12 protein-coding genes and 2 pseudogenes are annotated in these 19,011 nt (G+C 55.8%); 6 read left to right on the top strand and 8 right to left on the bottom strand.

Features of this window, described 5'->3' with window-relative positions; all coding sequences use genetic code 11:
* Positions 1-127 precede the first annotated feature (127 nt).
* Entirely contained in the window at positions 128-1,294 is a 1,167-nt protein-coding gene (gene dnaJ, locus ACRXB1_RS11305; protein WP_449492051.1) for a molecular chaperone DnaJ, read from the top strand.
* A 425-nt stretch (positions 1,295-1,719) separates the two neighbouring features.
* Positions 1,720-2,747: pseudogene (locus ACRXB1_RS11300) on the top strand (isocitrate/isopropylmalate dehydrogenase family protein).
* 781 nt (positions 2,748-3,528) lie between these two features.
* On the opposite strand, the gene ACRXB1_RS11295 reads toward ACRXB1_RS11300, so the two are convergent.
* The 4 genes from ACRXB1_RS11295 to ACRXB1_RS11280 form a co-directional block, all read right to left on the bottom strand.
* A complete protein-coding gene (locus ACRXB1_RS11295) occupies positions 3,529-4,758 on the bottom strand; it encodes an MFS transporter (protein WP_449492049.1) in 1,230 nt (409 codons plus the stop codon).
* Between the two features lie 158 nt (positions 4,759-4,916).
* Positions 4,917-6,776, bottom strand: coding sequence for an amidase (locus tag ACRXB1_RS11290; protein WP_449492048.1), 1,860 nt, complete (start codon positions 6,774-6,776; stop codon positions 4,917-4,919).
* Positions 6,777-6,837: 61 nt separating this feature from the next.
* On the bottom strand, positions 6,838-8,112 hold the full coding sequence (locus tag ACRXB1_RS11285) for a D-amino acid dehydrogenase (protein ID WP_449492047.1): 1,275 nt from the start codon (positions 8,110-8,112) through the stop codon (positions 6,838-6,840).
* A gap of 119 nt (positions 8,113-8,231) precedes the next feature.
* Positions 8,232-9,116: a LysR family transcriptional regulator gene (locus tag ACRXB1_RS11280; RefSeq protein WP_449492046.1), complete on the bottom strand. Its 885-nt coding sequence runs from the start codon at positions 9,114-9,116 to the stop codon at positions 8,232-8,234.
* Positions 9,117-9,317: 201 nt separating this feature from the next.
* Between ACRXB1_RS11280 and ACRXB1_RS11275 the strand changes: the two genes are divergently transcribed.
* Together ACRXB1_RS11275 and ACRXB1_RS11270 are read left to right on the top strand one after the other, a co-directional pair.
* Entirely contained in the window at positions 9,318-10,784 is a 1,467-nt protein-coding gene (locus ACRXB1_RS11275) for an N-acyl-D-amino-acid deacylase family protein (protein ID WP_449492050.1), read from the top strand.
* A 95-nt stretch (positions 10,785-10,879) separates the two neighbouring features.
* Positions 10,880-11,863: an MBL fold metallo-hydrolase gene (locus ACRXB1_RS11270; RefSeq protein ID WP_449492045.1), complete on the top strand. Its 984-nt coding sequence runs from the start codon at positions 10,880-10,882 to the stop codon at positions 11,861-11,863.
* Between the two features lie 496 nt (positions 11,864-12,359).
* Here the strand turns inward: ACRXB1_RS11270 and ACRXB1_RS11265 are convergent, their stop codons facing one another.
* From ACRXB1_RS11265 to ACRXB1_RS11255, 3 genes and pseudogenes are all read right to left on the bottom strand, one after another.
* On the bottom strand, positions 12,360-12,746 hold the full coding sequence (locus ACRXB1_RS11265; RefSeq protein WP_449492044.1) for a hypothetical protein: 387 nt from the start codon (positions 12,744-12,746) through the stop codon (positions 12,360-12,362).
* A gap of 62 nt (positions 12,747-12,808) precedes the next feature.
* Complete coding sequence (locus ACRXB1_RS11260) at positions 12,809-13,216, bottom strand: Hsp20/alpha crystallin family protein (RefSeq protein ID WP_449492043.1); 408 nt, start codon at positions 13,214-13,216, stop codon at positions 12,809-12,811.
* Between the two features lie 31 nt (positions 13,217-13,247).
* Positions 13,248-13,681 (bottom strand): annotated as a pseudogene (locus ACRXB1_RS11255) (Hsp20/alpha crystallin family protein).
* Between the two features lie 1,041 nt (positions 13,682-14,722).
* Between ACRXB1_RS11255 and ACRXB1_RS11250 the strand changes: the two are divergent.
* On the top strand, positions 14,723-16,675 hold the full coding sequence (locus tag ACRXB1_RS11250) for a sensor domain-containing protein (protein WP_449492042.1): 1,953 nt from the start codon (positions 14,723-14,725) through the stop codon (positions 16,673-16,675).
* A gap of 78 nt (positions 16,676-16,753) precedes the next feature.
* Positions 16,754-16,936 carry a hypothetical protein gene (locus ACRXB1_RS11245; RefSeq protein WP_449492041.1) on the top strand — a complete coding sequence of 61 codons (183 nt, stop codon included), beginning with the start codon at positions 16,754-16,756 and terminating at the stop codon, positions 16,934-16,936.
* 242 nt (positions 16,937-17,178) lie between these two features.
* On the opposite strand, the gene ACRXB1_RS11240 is transcribed toward ACRXB1_RS11245, so the two are convergent.
* Positions 17,179-18,897: an ATP-binding protein gene (locus ACRXB1_RS11240; protein WP_449492040.1), complete on the bottom strand. Its 1,719-nt coding sequence runs from the start codon at positions 18,895-18,897 to the stop codon at positions 17,179-17,181.
* Positions 18,898-19,011: the final 114 nt, after the last annotated feature.

The raw sequence follows: 19,011 nt of genomic DNA, 5'->3' as shown, positions 1-19,011 counted from the left end.
GGTGCGGATCATTACGAACAGCAGTACAGGGACCGTGTCATCAAACAGCTTCATCGCCGCGCGGCGCAATTTGGATATTCACTACAGCCTCAGGACTCGCCAGCGTGAAGGTGAGTTTCTTAGGAAAATGGCGAAACGTGACTATTACCGAATCTTGGGCGTCACCAAAAATTCAAGTGATGCCGAAATAAAGAAGGCTTACCGCAAACTTGCAATGAAGCATCATCCTGACCGCAACCGGGAGGGCAAGGATGCAGAAGAGCGTTTCAAACAGGTCAAAGAGGCCTACGAAATGCTCTCGGATCCGCAGAAGCGTGCGGCATATGATCGTTATGGCCATGCAGGCGTTGACCCGAATATGACCGGTGCGGACCAGCGGACCTATAGCCAATTCGCAGAGGAATTTGACGACATCTTTGGCGATGCCACGGGTCATACAAGTCATGACCGTAGGCCTGAAAGAGATGCTACGAGCGGCCGAGCGGGTCGCCGCGATCCGCGGGCATATCGCGGTGCTGATCTTCGCTGCAGCATCGAAATCTCATTGGAGCAGGCTGTCCACGGCGATGTCACTGAGATCCGTGTGCCGAGTTGGCGAAACTGCGAGCCATGCGATGGCACGGGAGCCAAGGCCGGAACAAAGCCGGTTGCCTGTCCGACGTGTGGCGGGTACGGCACAGTACAAGTATTGCGGGGTTTCTTCAGCATTCAGCATACGTGTCCAAAGTGCAACGGCAACGGCAACGGCAACTATAATCCTGAATCATGCGGCCATTGCCGGGGCACTGGAAAAGTAAAGGAGAGTAAGTCGCTGAAAGTGACGATTCCGGCTGGTATCGAAGATGGCATGCAGATCCGTCTGCCAAGTAAGGGTGAGCCCGGCGTCAATGGCGGCGCCAGCGGTGACATGTTTGTCGAAATTCGCTTAAAGCAACATTCGCTGTTCGAACGCGACGGCGACGATTTGCATTGCCTGATGCCAATTTCCCTCACGACGGCTGCGCTCGGTGGCGATATTGAAGTTCCTACGCTGGAGGGCCTTGTGAGCCTCAAAGTACCAGCGGGCACGCAATCGGGCAAGATATTCCGTCTGCGCGGCAAGGGTGTAAAGGGTCTGCGCTCCGGTGTCACCGGTGAACTCTACGTGCGCGTAGAAGTGGAGACGCCCGTCAATCTCTCGGATGACCAACGCAAGCTGCTCAAACGGCTTGAGCGGTCCTTTGCGGAGAGCACTGACCCACACAATCCGCGGAGCACGGCTTGGAGCGAGAGCCTAAATTGTCCGTTCGAATGACGGGGCTACAGGGGCAACCGATCGGAGGCGTCAGCGCGAGCGCGAGACAGTACACCTCTCTCACCGCCGCAACGTTACAGGGCGCTAACAAGGTCAGTGTAAGGTCCCAACTTCGAGGAAATAACGTGTGGGCAGTTCAAATCGTCTCCGAGAAATAGCTCTTACATGGTACTGGCACTGTGCGGTTAGAAAAGTTATAAAGCATCTAATAAACGCGGGGGATGATGGTACACAAATGCCGATCGAAGAAGCTGACGGAACTCGGCCGGAGCAACGATTATGAGAGAACGCCACGCGTGGGGTGTCCCGTCCCACATTTGCGTCGGCAGCTAAATCTAGGCCATACTTAAACTAGGCGGGGTCGCAGCGTGGCGAAGCGCAGATCCCAATACGATCTAGGTAGTAACGTGAACAATATCCAAACTATGACGGAAAGCCAAGTCCCCGCAACGCTGATACCAGGTGATGGAATAGGGCCAGAAGTCGTTGCTGCTACGGTCCAGATTTTAGACGCTTTAGGATCTCCCTTCGCATGGGACGTACAGCAAGCCGGCTTAGCTGGGGTAACGAGCAGCGGAGACCCGCTACCAGATGCAACAATTAAAAGCATTCGGAAGCACAAGCTCGCGCTCAAAGGCCCCTTGACAACGCCCATTGGCGACGGTTTTCGATCATCGAATGTTCGTCTTCGCGAAGAGTTTCAGCTTTTTGGAAACGTCCGTCCCGTTCGTACGATCGTCCCAGGACGTTATGATGGAATCGATCTGGTTCTCGTGCGAGAAAATTTGGGCGGGTTCTATGTGGCGCACGAATATTTCATTCCCGTCGGCTCCGATCAAAAGGCGGTCGCAGTCGCAACAGGGGTCAACACGCGCGACGCGTGCGAGCGGATCGTGAGGTTTGCATTCGAATACGCCTTAAAACATGATCGAAAAAAGGTCACTGTAGTGCATAAGGCAAACATCCTTAAGGCTCTAACTGGATTATTTCTGGAGGTGGCTCGAGACGTCGCGCGGGAATACGCAGGTCGAGTAGAAATGAACGACTGATTGTCGACGCATGCGCTATGCAACTGGTGTTGAATCCGTGGCAGTTCGATATGCTAGTAAGCACGAATCTGTTCGGCGATATTCTCTCCGACCAGTTGGCAGGACTTGTCGGCGGATTGGGCATGGCTCCTGGAGCGAACCACGGCGTTGATACAGCTATATTTGAAGCAGTCCATGGATCCGCGCCAGACATCGCGGGTAAGGGTGTTGCCAACCCCGTCTCGGTTTTACTCGCAGCAGGCCTGATGCTCGACCACGTCGGCAAGTGTGACCTTGCCGAGCGCTTGCGACGGGCGATTGGTGAAACACTTCGCACGGACAATATTCGCACTCGCGACCTGGGAGGCACTGCCTCAACGATCGAGTTTGCAGACGCTGTGATCCGTCGAATAACTAATGCCTAGTACATCCGGCAGACGTGCTGCGAACCGAAAACACAAAATATCGCGTCGGCCTCGTATAAGTTCGGCGCTTAATGCGCGGTTTGGCGTGAGGTCGCCGTTCAGCAGACGCACGCTCAACGCATGCAAGTTGGCAACTTGCATGGGCAAATGCCTGAGCCAATCCCGCCCAGCGTTCGCGAATCCGCACAAATCGGATTAACTCCTATCGTCCAGAGGGGCGGCTACCCCGGGCGCGGATTTTGAAGCTGAAGCAGAAGCGTTGGTGCATTCGACAATCGCGCTGGCACGTGGTAGATCTCAAGAAATCACAATTAACATCGTCTCGTAATGCCATCGTGCCATCGCGCGTAAAACGCACTCATGTGGGCCTGGCCAAAGCGGACTGCGAGGCACTGGCGGCAATCGGTGGGCCTGAGCGTATGGCCTCTTCTTGCATCGATATCAGTTGCCTAAAGGTGCTCCATGCCAGTCCTGCAACGTCAGGCTGGCGAGCCCTGCCCAGCCCTCGCCGGATTGCTGTTAAGACAACGCGTGTTATAAATAAATCATCGCTCGCCCGTATCGGCTTACGCCTTCGCCATGAGTGCGAATGGCTATCCACCGAATCATCGTGGCCTTGTCGCTGCAGGCAACGGCTTGCCGTACGCCTTGGTCGTCGCGAAACCCTTTCAACATACAACTGTTCGACTAGCCGCGGTGCTGTGCCCGCGTCGTCGGACGGTCGGTCCCGTCGCCGGGCGTGTCGGTTGCCGCATAGGAGGCCGTGGCGTCGAGCCAAAGATCATCGGTTTGCCAGGCCCAGTCGCGCTGAGTCGTCGCCAGAACTGGGCGTTTTCAATGTGGACGCGATGACGCTCGCTAAGGCGGCGGACACCACAAGGTAGGAGAAGGCACCCACGTACGAGCCGTTGAAGCCTCTTATCAGATGTCCCATTATCACTGGGGCAACGAATCCGGCCATCTGACCGCCAAAATTGATCAGACCTGTTGCACTGCCGACTTGCTCATCGGGGAAGTATTTGAGGGGGACGGCGAAAACGGTTCCATATACCATCGTGAACGCGCCGATACACATTGTCCAGTAGAGCACGAGCAGCGGTAGTGACGAAGTTGTCATCATCAGCACGAGGAATAGCGCGGAAAGCAGCGCGCCGCACGCCATCAGTGGCTTTGATCGTCGAGCGCCCGCCTTGTCTATTACGTATCCAACGGCGTTGGTGCCAAAGAATGCCACGAGATAGGGGATCATCGACGCAACGCCAATGTGCTGGATGTCAATGCCTCGTACCTTCAGCAGGTACGATGGCATCCATGATTGCAGCCCAAGGAATAAGGTGCTGGTGCAGAACCAAATCAGGCCAACGCGCCAGGTAAGCGGATTGCGCAGCAACTGCACATACTGGGAACGGTCCTTAATGGCGACGGCGCGGTACCCGCGCGTACTCGGACGGGACTCAAGCATATAGACGAACGCGGCGGCGACTATCACGCCGCATGCTCCCAGCGCCGGAAACGTCCAACGCCAGCCGTAAGTTGCGATAACGGTGGTGACGAATATTGATCCGGCTGCGTTGCCCAGAAATACTGTGCTGGACATGAGCGATTGCACGCGGCCACGTTCGCACTTCTCGAAATTCTCGGCGATTGCCACGGCGTTTGCTGGAGCAAAACCGCCCTCACCGATTCCGAAGAGCAAACGAATCGTGACAAGCGATGCGAAAGACCAGGATGCACCAGTAAGTGCCGTGAAAATAGACCAAATGACAATACATGCGGTCAGCACGCGCTTTGCGCCGTGCCGGTCAGCTAGCCAACCCCCGCCAAGCTGCATGAAGGCATATGTAAAATAGAAAGCGCCAAGGACGTATCCGCGCCCTTGCTCATTGAGTTGGAACTCCTGTGCAATAGGGATCACGGCCGTGCTCATAACAATCCTGTCGGCGTACGCGACCACCCAAGCGACGAAAATGACTGCGATTAGTGCCGCCTTGCGCCAGTTCTTTGAACTCATTCAAACGTCTCCTATCATGTCTTTGCCTCTCGCCTCGCTTTGGCCCGGCAGATCGCAATGTTTAATGTTCGACGGACCAACATGCCAAAGCGATCGAAGATATCGTCAGCCATAAGGTACGTGTCAGTTAGGGAAGGACCGCCTGCTGGAGCTCGACCTTAACGTTCATCCGAGACCACATCAGCAGGAGCTTCCTCGATTCCGTTGCTCGTAGTGAGTCGGAACACAATATCGCCGTTCATCCAGCGCGCGAGTTGATGAGGCGCGAGGATTAGCGTGTCGGATCTCTTACGTTCCCCTCTCATAACTAAGTTAACGAACACAGGACCGGTCGACCCGTCGCATGTTGCATGGACGGTGACCGCTATCAGACGATGGACGACGTCCGGTCCCACCGAAGCCTCATATTTCAATTCTGCCGTTAGAATGTCGAGCGTATATTGCACGCGCACGCACTCGTCGTTGCCGGCATGCGCACCAAAGCGAACGTCCCCACAAAGCGTACGATTGGCCCGCGAGAGCGAGAGAACAGAGGGCGTGGCGGGTGGCGCAGCGCGCGTCCATGCCTGCTCTTCCCATTGGCTTGCATAGCTGAGCAAGTCTTGCTCGCAATAGCGGGAGCCCATGAGCTCAATGCCAACAGGCAGGCCGTCGCTTGTCCAGCCGGCCGGCATGACGATGGAAGGGAGGCCCGTCCCCGGCGCTAGCTGGCTATTCGCGGCCGGCAAGATTTCCCCGATGAAGGTTGGCATGCGGCGCAGCGCAGGATAGGCGAGCACCCGGACAGCGTGCCGCCCCATAAGCGACTCAACCATATCGCGCAGTTTTGCTTGTTGTGCAACGGCTTGCCGGTACGCTCGGCTATCCGGTCCCCGGACCGCATCTCTCGCCCTGAGCACTGAATCGAGATGCTCGTGGTGCAAGCCAGCAGCAATGACATCGCTCAGTGAGCTTATCGGCGAGGCGGGGAAGCGACTTAGGTAATCAGCCAACGCAAACCGGAACTCGTACGCGATCACGTTGCTGGCGCGCATCGCTTGTTCAAGCTCAGGAAGGTCGAATTCAACCAGCTGAGCTCCCAGGCGCTGCATCGCGTTCAGCGCCTGCCGGCTTATCTCAGATACCTCCTCTTCATCGACGGCGCTTCCGAACAATTGCGGCACTACGCCAATCCTGAGTCCAGCCAGTGCATCTGCACGAATTCCGGCTAAATAAGAGCGGGGAATATGTGCTGCAGCCCCTAGCGTGGAAACGTCTGCTGGATCCTCACCTACGATGGCGTCAAGCCCAATGGCGAGATCATTAACGGTGCGAGCAAGCGGCCCGGGGATGTCCTGTGTCGTCGACAGTGGCATCATTCCTGAACGGCTTGCGAGACCGCGGGACAAGCGGAGCGTATAGAGAGATTGACATGACGCTGGCAGGCGCAGCGAGCCACAGGTATCGCTGCCGATCCCCACAGCGGCGAAGCTCGCCGCAATGGCCACTGCCGTACCCCCGCTTGATCCGCCGGGCACCCGACGCAGATCGTACGGGTTGCGTGTAAAGCCGGTCAGAGACGAAACGTTAGTTACACCTGCGGCGAGCTCATGCATCGTAGTCTTGCCCAACACAATCGCACCTGCTGCTCTCAGCCGACCAACGAGAAAGGCATCGCTCTTTGGGTAAAGGTTTGCAAAGGCAAGCGAGCCGCCGGACGTCGGCATCCCCGCAACGTCGATATTGTCTTTGACAAGGATCGGAATTCCATGGAGGACTCCGCGTGTACCGTTCGCGCGCCGCTCTGCGTCGAGCGCCGCAGCTTCGTTCAAGGCGGATGGGTTGATCGCGACGATCGAGTTCAGTCTCGGGCCTGCGCGGTCGAACGCTCGAATGCGGTCGATATAATTCTGCACAAGTTCGACAGCCGCGACTTTTCCGGAAGCCATTGCCTGTTGCAGCATCTGCACCGACTTTTCGCAAGCGTCGTAATCCGGCTTTTTTTCCAACGCGACGTCTGCGGTGATGTCGATCGGCATACGAATTTGCTCCTTGTTTGCGACGCAACCCGACTGCAAAGCCTTTCCGGTGTGGCCGTAGCTAAAAAGGCATAGCGAAATCGTCGCTTCGCACGGACGGCTTGCGTCCCATAATGAGTTCGCTAATAATCAATCCGCTCCCCAAGGCCAGCGTGAAACCGAGCGCGCCTTGCCCAACGTTAAGCCAGAGATTTGCGAATGCGGTCGCGCCGATGTAGGGCGTACCTGTGGGCGTTGCAGGCCGTAATCCACACCACGCCTCCGCCAAGGTGTAATCGCTGGCCGACGGGAATGCTCGTGTGGCTTCGGCGCGTAACGACTCGATCCGCGCGAGATCCGGCTTTGCATCGCGCCCCGCAATGTCGGCCATACCTGCGATTCGAAGGCGTTCGCCGAGACGTGCGTACACTATCTTGCGATCAAAATCGGTGACACTTATCTGCGGCGCCGCATCGGGTGTGCAGATTTCGGCGGTAAGGCTATACCCCTTGAGCGGATAAAGTGGAACTCTGATGCCTAGCGGTCTGAGCAGATTCGCGCTTGCGGCGCCGGCACAAACCACGACCTGATCCGCAGGGATCTGTCGGCCATCGGCATGAATGGTGACGCGATGAGGGCGGCACGCTCCGTCGATACGCAATGCGGTGACTTCAGTTCCGAACAGGAACCTAACGTCTCTAGATTTTAGCTTTTCAGCTAATCCAGCACAAAACTTGTAACAGTCGGCCGTCTCGTCACTCGGTGTGAAAATGCCCCCTGCTAATTGCGAGGCAAACCCATTTAGCGACGGCTCGGCGTCCAAGCATTCACGAGTTGTAAACACTTGTTGCTCGCATCCAAGAGACCGTTGGAGATGCAGAAGATTTTGTGCCGCCGCAAAGCTATTCTCGTCGCGGTACACGACTAACTTTCCGGCTTTTGCGTAGTCGAAGGACAGTGTCGGCTCGCATCTAATCAAGTCCCGCATCAGATCACGGCTTAGGAATGACAGTGCCAGAAGGCGGCGTGTGGCGAGTTCGCTATGCGTGCGCGTACAGGCCAGCACGAACTTCAATATCCAGTGCCACTGGTCGATATCAGCACGAGGACGGAACTGCACCGGTGAGTGTCGTTGCGCTAGCCACCGTGGAATTTTTGAAATTACTCCAGGGCCGGCGAGTGGAGCCACGTAGCTATACGAGAGCTGTCCACCGTTCGCGTAACTACTCTCGAGCGCAACGCTAGCATTTCGTTCCACGACGGTGACTTCGTGGCCGTCACTAGCCAGATACCACGCCGTCGCTAACCCGGTAACTCCGCCGCCCAATACAGCCACGTGCATCTGCTCGTCCTTCAAAAGTCTATTCGAGCATTGTCGGTTTTGCCGCCGAGCTCGTCCAATATCAATAAGTCACGGGGCGATAAACACAGGTTATGTCGGCAGCGCCTTGCATTCGAATAGAGCTCCGCTCCTTGCTAGCGGGTGGCCTCTCGCAGAAATTGCAGAAGGCGCTCGCTGACTTTGGGAGGCGGCCTCGAGCGCTCGGTGACCGCATAGACGTGCAACGACTGATCCGACGTGACCGGCCTCGTCTGTACATTTTGTCGCCCGCCGGTTGATCGAGCCGTAAGTGAGTCGACGAGCGCGACCCCAACGCGATTTTCGACCAGCGCATAAGCAAGCGGATATGTCTGGACGGACACGCGCGACACTACTGCCGGTGCGTGGACCATCCAGCTTGCGATCAAGGCCCCCAGGTGGTCATCCGCATCGATCGAGATCAGTTGCGTGTTGACGAGTTCGTTAGGTTCAAGGGGACGGGTTAACGATTCTTCGGACCACCAGCCCGGAGGCGCGATCGCGCACAAACTGCAATCGAGAATTGGCATTGCGACCAAATTTGGGTGCGAGATCGGGCGCATGGTTAAACCTAATTCCGCTTCACCGAGCAGCAGAGCCTGCTCAATTTCACGTGTGTGGGCTACGGCAAGCTCACAACTTGCATCGGGAAACGCTTCGAGCCACGCGGCAACTGCCTGTGGCAACACGGTGTACGCGATCGCCGGCGTGACGGCGACGGCCAACGGGCGCTCACCTCGGTGAGCCAACGTTGCCGATAAGCGTCGAATGCGCCGCAAGTGGTCTTCAAAGGGGCCTAGCTCTTCTCTAAGCCTTAATGCCTCAGGCGTGGGCACCAGTTTCCCTCTATCCCGTAGAAACAACCTAAACCCGAGCGACTGTTCCGCATGCTTGAGGACCTTGCTGATGGCCGGCTGCGATATATGAAGCAGTTTAGCCGCGCCCGCCGCGGAGCCGGTCGAAATAATGGCACTGAACACTTCGATATGACGGAGCCTCACGCTGTGCCTTCCTCATCAGTTTAGATTGTAAGCTCATCAACTCTACGGCAAGCGCAACGTTTTACGCAAACACGACGGCTCACATAAACCAGAGTTATCACCGACCTAAGAAAATTCATTAGACTTCGTTTTCATTCCAAGCAATATTTGGCACTGACGAAGACCGTTAGCGCCTTCACAACCAGTGGAAAGTTAAACCGCATGACCCTGAGAGAACGACAAAATTTCGATATATTGATTCGCGGTGGAACGCTAATCGATGGAACAAAACGGCCCAGATGTGATTTGGACGTCGGAATTGCGGGCGACAAGGTCGTCTTTATCGGCGACGCGTCGCATCTGTCCGCTAATCAAGTCATTGATGCATCGGGGAAGATTGTTGCCCCCGGCTTCATCGACTCGCATAGTCACGATGACGCTGCGCTGCTGCTGGATCCCGCAATGATGCCAAAAATTACCCAAGGGGTGACAAGCGTCGTCACAGGCAACTGTGGCATCAGTACGGCGCCTTTGGCCAGGAAAGCTGAGCGGCCAATGCCGCTCAGCCTAATTGCAAGCCGTGAATCCCACGAAGCTGCCAACTTTTCCTACTTCGGCGACTATCTTGCCGCGCTCGAGCGGTCACCTGCCTCCGTCAACGTGATACCGATGGTGGGACACACGACGTTGCGAGTCTCGACGATGGATGAGCTTGACCGCGAGGCAAGTCCGAAGGAGGTACACGCCATGCAGGCTTTGTTGTTGGAATCAATGGATGCCGGTGCGATCGGACTTTCGACTGGGACATACTACCCACCGGCCGCAGCCGCTACGACAGAGGAAATCGTGCGGGTGTGTAAGCCGCTCGCCGAGAAAGGTGGCATATATGTTACGCATATGCGCGACGAGGCCGACCGGTGCGTTGAATCAATCGAAGAAACTCTCCAAATCGGACGATTGCTTGGCGTCCCCGTAGTCATATCACACCATAAGTTGGCGCGTGGACAGAACTTCGGGAAATCACTTGTTACGCTACCGATGATCGATGCTGCGATGAAGTGCCAATGCGTCGCTCTCGATTGTTATCCTTACAATGCAAGCTCGACGATGCTTCACCAAGACGAATCGCGTCTGCAGGGCCGCGTGCTTATCGCATCAAGCGGATCACACCCGGAGTTGGTCGGCCTTGAGCTTTCAAAGATTGCAACATCATGGGGCGTCTCCCTTGAAGAAGCATCGAAGCGTTTGCAGCCAGCGAGCGCAATCTATTTCAGCATGGATGAATCGGATGTTCAACGTATTTTAGCCTACGAACACACGATGATCGGCTCAGACGGTCTACCGACTAATGATAAACCGCATCCCCGCCTATGGGGCACGTTCCCACGGGTGCTCGGCCGCTATTCCAGGGAGCTTAAACTTTTTTCGCTAGAGACGGCCGTATGGAAAATGACTGGTCTCACTGCTAAGACGTTTGGCATCCAGCGCCGCGGCACAGTTACCGTCGGTAATTATGCCGACCTAGTCGTTTTTGATTCAGCTACGGTCTCTGATCGGGCAACGTATGAAGATCCAGCGCAACCGTCTGCAGGTATTGAGACCGTTGTCGTAAATGGAGAGGTCACGTTCGCAGGCCACGGCCACACCGGGCAGCGAGCAGGCCGTGTTCTGAGACGACAAAGCGCTTGACTGCATCCGGCAGCGCCCGGGCCCTAAGCGAGCGATACGGCGGTAGTGTCCGCGCTAAACAACTCGAAACGTTCAATGCTACTTTGGATTCGAACATGAAACTCTCGAAGAACCTATCGTATTTATTTTTTATTGGCCTCACCGTACTGGTTACCGCGATGAGCGCTCAAGCAGGCGACAGAGCTTCGGCTCTGGCTCAGGCACCGTCGTTCTATCGAGGCACTCTTGGCCGGTTCCAGATCACAGCCCTCTCAGACGGCATCGCTAGGCGCGATTTGGAAGACATCCTAAGCAAAAGGAAGGAGGTCCAATCAATTATTGCAAGCTACCACGAGCACGAACCTATTCCTATTTCGATTAACGCGTACCTAGTCAAGACGGGTAGCCACCTCGTGCTCATTGATACCGGCGCTGGAGAACTTTTCGGTTCGACTAGCGGCAAAATAGTCTCAAGCATGGAGTCTGCGGGTTTCAGTCCGGATCAAATTGATATTATCCTTCTAACGCACATCCATGGCGACCACTCGGGCGGGCTGACAGTTGGTGGCCGGCGGGTTTTCCCGAACGCGACGGTGTATGTCTCCAAGAAAGATATTGATTACTGGCTTGACAAGGACAACAAGCTCAAAGCGCCGGATGACCGCCGCACGGTCGAGCAATCCCGAGCAACCGTTGGCCCGTACGTCGACGCAGGCCGCGTTCACTACGTGACGTCTGACAGCGAGATTCTGCCAGGGATCAAAGCTGTTGCATCTCCAGGCCACACTCCGGGCCACACTGTTTACTATGTCGAAAGCGACGGACATAAGATGTTGTTTTGGGGCGATACAATCCACTCAACGGAAGTGCAATTTGAACACCCCGGTGTTTCGGTGGCCTATGACGTGGTCCCTGCGCAGGCAGTTGCAAGCCGTAGAAAATTGCTCCGTGAAGCGGCAAAAAGTGGGATTGTAGTCGCATCCGACCATATCTCTTTTCCGGGGTTGGGCCACGTCCGGCGGTATAAGAGCGCATATCAGTGGGCACCGCTCCCTTACAATGACAATGTCACCGAGCTCGACCAACGGTCAGCAAACTGAGGCACTCTATGCTGTAACCGGTGCTACAAAAGCAAGCCGGGGACCGACAAACATGAATTCGTTGAGGGTAGGCCATGGACGGCAGTTGCCTTGGCTTAAGTCGCCGGCTTGTCTTCATCCCCCTTATGCACTGTCTGCCCCAAAATCGAACGGAGGACAGGATGTCGGCTGGTAATCACGTATTCGAAATCGCTTTAACGGCAAAAAACGCTATGGCATCGAAGTTAATACGACTGATAGCCCACACGCATGGCACCGGACCCCGGCTAGGTGCGGTGCATACGGTCTATGCCGTCTACAGGCTCAGTAAGCGGCCTATAACACTTTATACGATAGCGCACGACTAAAGGAGTCAAAGAGGCGCAGGTGCGTCGGCCCAAGGGCTGCCAGTCTTATTCGGCGCGCAAGACAATCTTTGCCTCCTTTGGACTCGCGACTCGGAGCCGCCTGCGCGCGGGGTGTCATTCACTGGAGCCGCCTGCGCGCAGGGTGTCATTCACTGTATTGGTGGTACCGAGCCGATTTTTTGTGAAAGCAGCCGCTCATAAACACCAAAGTTCAAATCGACTTCGGCTTGTTCGACCGTGTTAACCGTTATCGTGATTTGCTCTGGCAGCAGGCCAAGCACAGTCGCTATAGCGACCTCTAGCTGCGCCGCACAACGCCGATCGTCGGATACTGTGGTCCCAACGAGGACGTCGTACGCTTTGTCTTGATCACGATATACAACCTCTACGAGCCGTGCGCGCGCGCACATGTTGTTCTCGATCGCAAGACGTGCAACCTCAGCTACGGTGTGAAGCGTCTCGGTGGGGAAGCCGCGGGTCGCACGCAAGCGCACCCGGTGTTTCCCCAAGGTTTTCCAATCTGTCTCAAATCCCATAGAGCTCTCCTATCTATTGGGCGCTCGGCGGTGTTGAAAACGCCCGCGAGCGCCCTTTAGGCTCATCCAACACTCACTTCTACCCGGCGCGGTTTCGCTTCCTCGCGGAGCGGGATGCTCAGCTTCAACACGCCGTCGTTCAGGTTGGCTTCAATTTTCGACGTGTCGAAATCGGTGTTCAACGAAAAGGCACGCGCGAACCGAGGTTCGCGGATCTCTGCACGGTGCAGGCGGAGCCCGTCCGGCGTATCGATCAATGCCTCGCCTTCGATGAAAAGCGTCCCGTCCTGCACATGCACGTTCAAACGATCACGCGACACCCCGGGAAGATCGGCCCACAGCGTAATGCCATGAGCGTCTTCATGGATATCGACGGCCGGGGCGATCGTGGGGCCCTTTCGTGCGTTTTCTTCGTTGGTCCGCGCAAGAGCGTTGAGCTTGCGCTCTGCGAGTTGAGTTTGCGTATTCATGTTGTCCTCCTCGAATGTTGTGACAGGCTGATTACTGGATCGCGATGGTGCGCGGCCGTGACGTTTCGCGTTTGCCCACGCTGATGGCAAGGCAGCCATTCACATAGCGCGCCTTCACTTTGTCGGGATCTGCATCGCGCGGCAACTCGATGGCCCGACGAAAGCTTCCGTGAAGCGCTCTTGCGCATAAGCGCGGCCTTCGGATGGAGATTCGACACCTGCACGCTCACCGCTGATGGTGAGCAGCCCCTTGTCTACGGTCACTCCGAGCTTTGCCGGATCAATCCCAGGTGCGAACGCAACGATCTCCACCGAATCGTCGGTGCTGCCGAGGTTGATTTGGGGAAAGGCACTGAGACGCGAGGCCCGGATGCTCGTTGGCAGGCCGCCAAATACCGACGACATCTGACGTTGCATGCGGTTAATCTCATCGAACGGGCTGATATTGATAAGTAGGCCACTCATGGCTGCAATCTCCTATAGGCGGCAGGAGCCGAACCGGCATACGCCCTCCAGTTCGTCTGCCAAATCTCTGACAAACCAATCGAAACGCGCAACGCAAAAAAAACCGCGGCTGCTTTCGAATCCAAAATAGGAGAAGGGCAAGGAATTTCAAGGGGGACCAAGATGATTTTTTTACTCTTCACGCGACCTGTTACATTCGCCACGTGGCCGCATCCAGGAGAAGAGGAGCCGGTGCCGGTGAATAACAAGTCAGCCGAGTAATGTGTCGACATCGCGATAGTTCGTCAGCACCGGGCGCCTTGCAAGAAGCAAGTACAAAATATAGAGCCTTGGGACTGTGGCCCAGGTGGATATCAAGTTGGCGGCTTTCCTCCGGGGTGGGCGGAGTGGAATGACAATGTTCGCGACTTTTGGAAGGGGGTGATGGTGCAACCTCCGAGTTGGGGACCCGACGGTTGCCACATTTTGCCACATGCAGCGGTTACGCCTGATATGCTGAACGCCTCTCAGGTTCCGCGCCCTCGGCGGGAACCCTTCAGCCCTGCCGAAAGGCAGGGCTTTTTTTGCACGTGATCCGATCGGGGACCACGCTTGTTCAGGTGGCGGGCATCTACATGGGCGCGTGCCTTTTCTGCTCTCAGGTTCATTCCCTGGTCGCAAGCGTTTGCTCCCGAAAACTCAAGAAAACTGTGTAAGTGCGAAAACGCAAACGGCAGTCACGGGATTTCGCAATTCATGTGACAAGACAGTTGAATTCTCTTTTGCGGCCATCGCCGTCCCACCGCTCTTGTTCGCGGCAGCTGTTAATCGCCGTTATGTTTAATCGACAGTTTCGAAGTTCTATGTCGGCACCGGGCGTCATAACAGCTAAAATAAAGTCAGCCAAATCAAATAGCTGCAACTCGCTTGATATACAAGTCCCTTATCAAGTGAGATTTTTATCGGGTATGTCCGTATAAAGTAAATTAATAGCACGCCGTTGTCTCGTAGAGGATTCCCGCGTGCCGCAATGGGCGTTTAAAGACCAGTTATCCCTACTGGATGACTCATCCGACTCTTGGTTCGCTCGGTTTCGGCAAACCTCATTTAACCGTAAGCCCGAAATTAAATATGACTGTGCGTTCTGAACGACTTTCAAACGCCGCATTAGCGGACAAAAACATCGAACGCGTGTCGAGGGGCGCCTTCGAACACACGCTATTGCGCGCGCTTGCCCATAACGTGCCGCACCGCATCTATGCAAAAGATATGCAGGGCCGTTTTGTGTTCGCCAACGACGCAGTCGCTCAAGGCATGGGAGTTTCCAATTTTGCTGAGTTACTCGGAAAGACGGATTTCGATTTCTATCCATTCGAGCTGGCTAGCGAGTACCACCGGCAGGAACAGGAAGTTTTGAGGCATGGGCGCTCGCTTCTGAATCAGGAGGAGCATGCGAAATATCTTCTCCTTGAAGCGGAAGCGTGGCTAGTTACGACGAAGGTCGCGGTACGCAATGAAGCCGGTGAAATCATTGGCCTTGTTGGAATTAATTATGAAATCACCACTCAGAAGACAGCTGAATTGGCATTGCAAGCAGCGCATGCGGCTGCAGCGGATGCCGCAATGCGACTGCAAGCCACTGTCGCGCGGCTGGATCTTGAGGTGAAAGAGCGCGAACGCTTCGAGCAGGAACTTCGTCACCAAGCGATGCACGACCCGCTCACTGGTTTGCCGAACCGGGCGTTGTTAATGGACCGAATTGACCAAGCCATCGAACTCGCACGGCACCGCGACCAGACGCTCACGCTTTTGTTCCTTGATTTGGACCGTTTCAAGCTCGTCAACGACAGTCTTGGCCACGCCGCAGGGGATGAATTACTGAGAGTCATGACGCGGCGGCTCGGCCGCGTCATGAGGTTAGGCGACACCCTCGGTCGCCTTGGCGGTGACGAGTTCATTCTCTTGCTCACCGAACCCATGCCAACCAGCGCGTTTGCCGACTTGACCGATAGCCTTTTGCGCGTTGTTGCCGAGCCGGTGCTTGTTGCCGAACGGGAAGTGTCCGTCAGTTGCAGCATGGGCTACTGCGTTTATCCTCGGGACGGAGCGGATGCGACCACGTTGGTCAAGCATGCCGACGCTGCAATGTATGGTGCCAAAAAAGTTGGCGGCAACCGGGTGTGGCAATACACGGCCGCGCTGAGTTCGCGCGCTGGCGAACGACTAGAGCTGGAGACGCAGCTAAAACAGGCCCTGCAGCGCGACGAATTCCTTCTCCACTACCAACCTCAAGTTGAGATAACCAGTGCACGCATTGTCGGCGTAGAGGCGCTTATCCGCTGGCAGCATCCCTTGCGCGGTTTGCTACCCCCGACGCAGTTCATCCCACTTGCCGAAGAGTCGGGGCTGATCGAACCCATTGGCGAATGGGTCTTGCGGACTGCGTGCGCCCAAGCTGCCGCGTGGCGTAACAACGGATTGCCGGCTTTGCGTATGGGCGTCAATGTTTCGGCTCGCCAATTCAACAACCCTGCGCTGGACTCGGTAGTCGCTCGGGTGCTTGCCGATTGCGGGGTTCCGCCCGAGCAACTGGAGCTTGAGATTACCGAAAGCCTTTCGATGAAAGACCCGGAAGAGAGTATCCGCATTTTGGCCAGCTTCAAAGCGCTTGGCATTGGGATCGCGATCGACGATTTCGGCACAGGTTACTCCAACCTCGTATACCTCCGAAGATTCCCCGTGCAGCGGATCAAGCTTGATCGGTCCTTCGTTAGCGAACTAGGCTCGGCATCGAGCAGTCATGCAATTGTCGAGGCAATTGTCGCAATGGCTCGCACACTTGACTTGCAGGTGATTGCTGAGGGAGTCGAAACAGCAGAGCAGCGTGGCCAATTGCTGCGCTACGGCTGCGACGAATTGCAAGGTTACTGGTTTTCGCGTCCCGTTGATGCCGCCACATGCGGACACCTGCTCCTCAACGAGAGCGAATCGGATAAAGAAAGTGCGCGGACATAGCGAGAGAGGGTGCCTCGTCGCTTTTGTCCAGTGAGGACCGATAGTTGCTGAACCGTCCTCGCCCAACGGGAGACGATCATGATGAAGTTCTTGAGCATTGTGTTGCTGGCAGTCGCCTTTGCCGGATGCGCTGTTGCGCGCCCTGATGAAGGCGGCGCCTACTATGCACCGCCTGTCAACGTTGGGATAGGGCTCGGAGGCGGGACATGGGGTGGCGGCGGATTCGGTGGGGGGGGCGTTGGCGTAGGTGTTGGTTTTTAGTACGACTTCCGCAGCGCCTTACCCGGTCTGGGTGCTCGCCGGCGCTGCGGGAAAAGGGCTTTTTTAAGCGACGTTTCAACTCCTGCCGTAATGACCGCAGTTAATTCTGACAATACATTCGATTTTGAAAGACCGATAAAATTGCCGTCGAACCTTCTTGGACACGAGTATGAGCGACATCGGATGAGTTAACGGAGCGATCCCGAAGCGCGTGAGTGTGCAAGCATTCAAATTAGGGGCGGCTATGTGGCTGAGCTTGGTACGCAGCGAGCGATCAACGCAACCAATTTGTCGAGCGACACCGGCTTGCCTATATGACCATTGAAACCGGACGCTAGAGCGCGCTTGGCATCTTGTGGACGGCCAAATCCTGTCATCGCGATAGCGGGCGTGCTCGTGTGTTTGGACATTTTCCGGATCGCTGTGATTAGCTCGTATCCATCCATTTGCGGCATACCAATATCAGACAGAATTAGGTCGAAATGGCCCTCTTGCGCAGCACGCAGCGCACCGGCGCCATTCGACTCTGCATGGACGTGCGCGCCTTCAAGTTCCAACAATGCTTGGAATGCTTCGAGCGTCTCCTGCGTATCTTCCACAAGCAAAACGTGCTTATCTCTCAAAATACCCAGGCCGAGGTGTTGGGGGGGTGCCTCGTGCTCGGAGGCTTTATCAGTCGGGATCCAAATGCGGAAACGCGCGCCTTGACCTACTCCCGCGGAGTCCACTGTGACTCGACCGCCATGCCTTTCTACCAACTGCTTCACAAGGGCGAGCCCAATGCCCAAGCCGCCCTTTGAGCGAGCAGTCCCACCGTCCGCCTGACTAAACATATCGAAGATCTTTGGCATGAATGCCACGTCGATGCCTTGACCTGTATCGGCGACTTCCACGCACGCAAAGCCCTTCTCGCGCGACAGGGTCACGTTAATTTCGCCACCGGAGGGCGTGAATTTTAGTGCATTGCTAATCAAATTCCAAAGGATTTGCTCGATGCGAACGGGATCAGCCCAAACGGTAAGAGCCGTCTCAACGCCTGATAGTGTCACCCCAATCCCACGTTCAGCAGCATCAATCTCGATGGCAGCGCCGACGGTAATGATCGTGGCGGCTATATCCATATGGTGGCTGTTGAACGCCAACTTGCCAGTTTTGACCCGAGACATGTCAAGCAAGTCGTCGATAATTGTTGCTTGCGCCGCAACCGACTTTTGAATTGCGTCGGCGGCGTCACGCACGACTGCGAGATCGCGCGCCAGAGGAGCGCGGGTCAGCATCTCTGCCTTCACATGGATTAGATTGAGCGGGTTCTTGAGTTCATGAGATAGCACGGCCAGGAACTCGTTTTTCAGTTGGTCGGCTGCCTCGACTTGCTCGCGTACCGATCGCTCGAGCGATTGCTGAAGTTGCTTCGAGCTCTCGGCCGTATTCCCGTCAGTTAAATCACGGGCGATCTTTGCGAAGCCATTAAATCCATCGCCCTTCAACGGTGTTGTTACGCCGCTGCAATAAAGCTTTGAGCCGTCCTTTCGCACATACCACCGCTCGTCCTGCGATCGTCCCGTGTTTGTTGCAATCTGACGTTCCGCAGTGGCAACATGGCTTTCGCGATCCGTCGGCAGATATATCAGCTCGACCGGTTTTCCCGTAACCTCGGCCTCGGCGTAGCCAAAAATGCGCGTCGCTCCCCGGTTCCAAGTGACAATCACCCCATCCTGATCCTGAACAATGATTGCGTAGTCGTCGGTACTTTGCGCAGCGAGCTGTAGACGTCTTTCACTTGTTTTGACTTCCGCTTCGGCTTTGCGCCTTGCCGTGATGTCGACGAGCGTTAAAACCGCTCCATCAATTCGATCTTCCGCTGTCCGGTACGGAATGAAGCGCGAGAGGTACCACGTGTCATTTGGACCGCTGATTTCTTTTTCGATGATCGTGAGCGACGCGAAGGCTGCGTATTCCACGCCATCGCGAACAAGGATTCCACGGGAAAAAAATCACGAATTCCACGGCAAAGTTAATGCCGATTCCACGGCAAAGTTAATGCCGATTCCACGGCAAATAGAACAAGGTTTCCA

Source organism: Caballeronia sp. M23-90, from assembly GCF_053574605.1.
The sequence above is the reverse complement of the archived record's forward strand: the minus strand, read 5'-3'. Positions and strand labels throughout refer to the sequence as shown.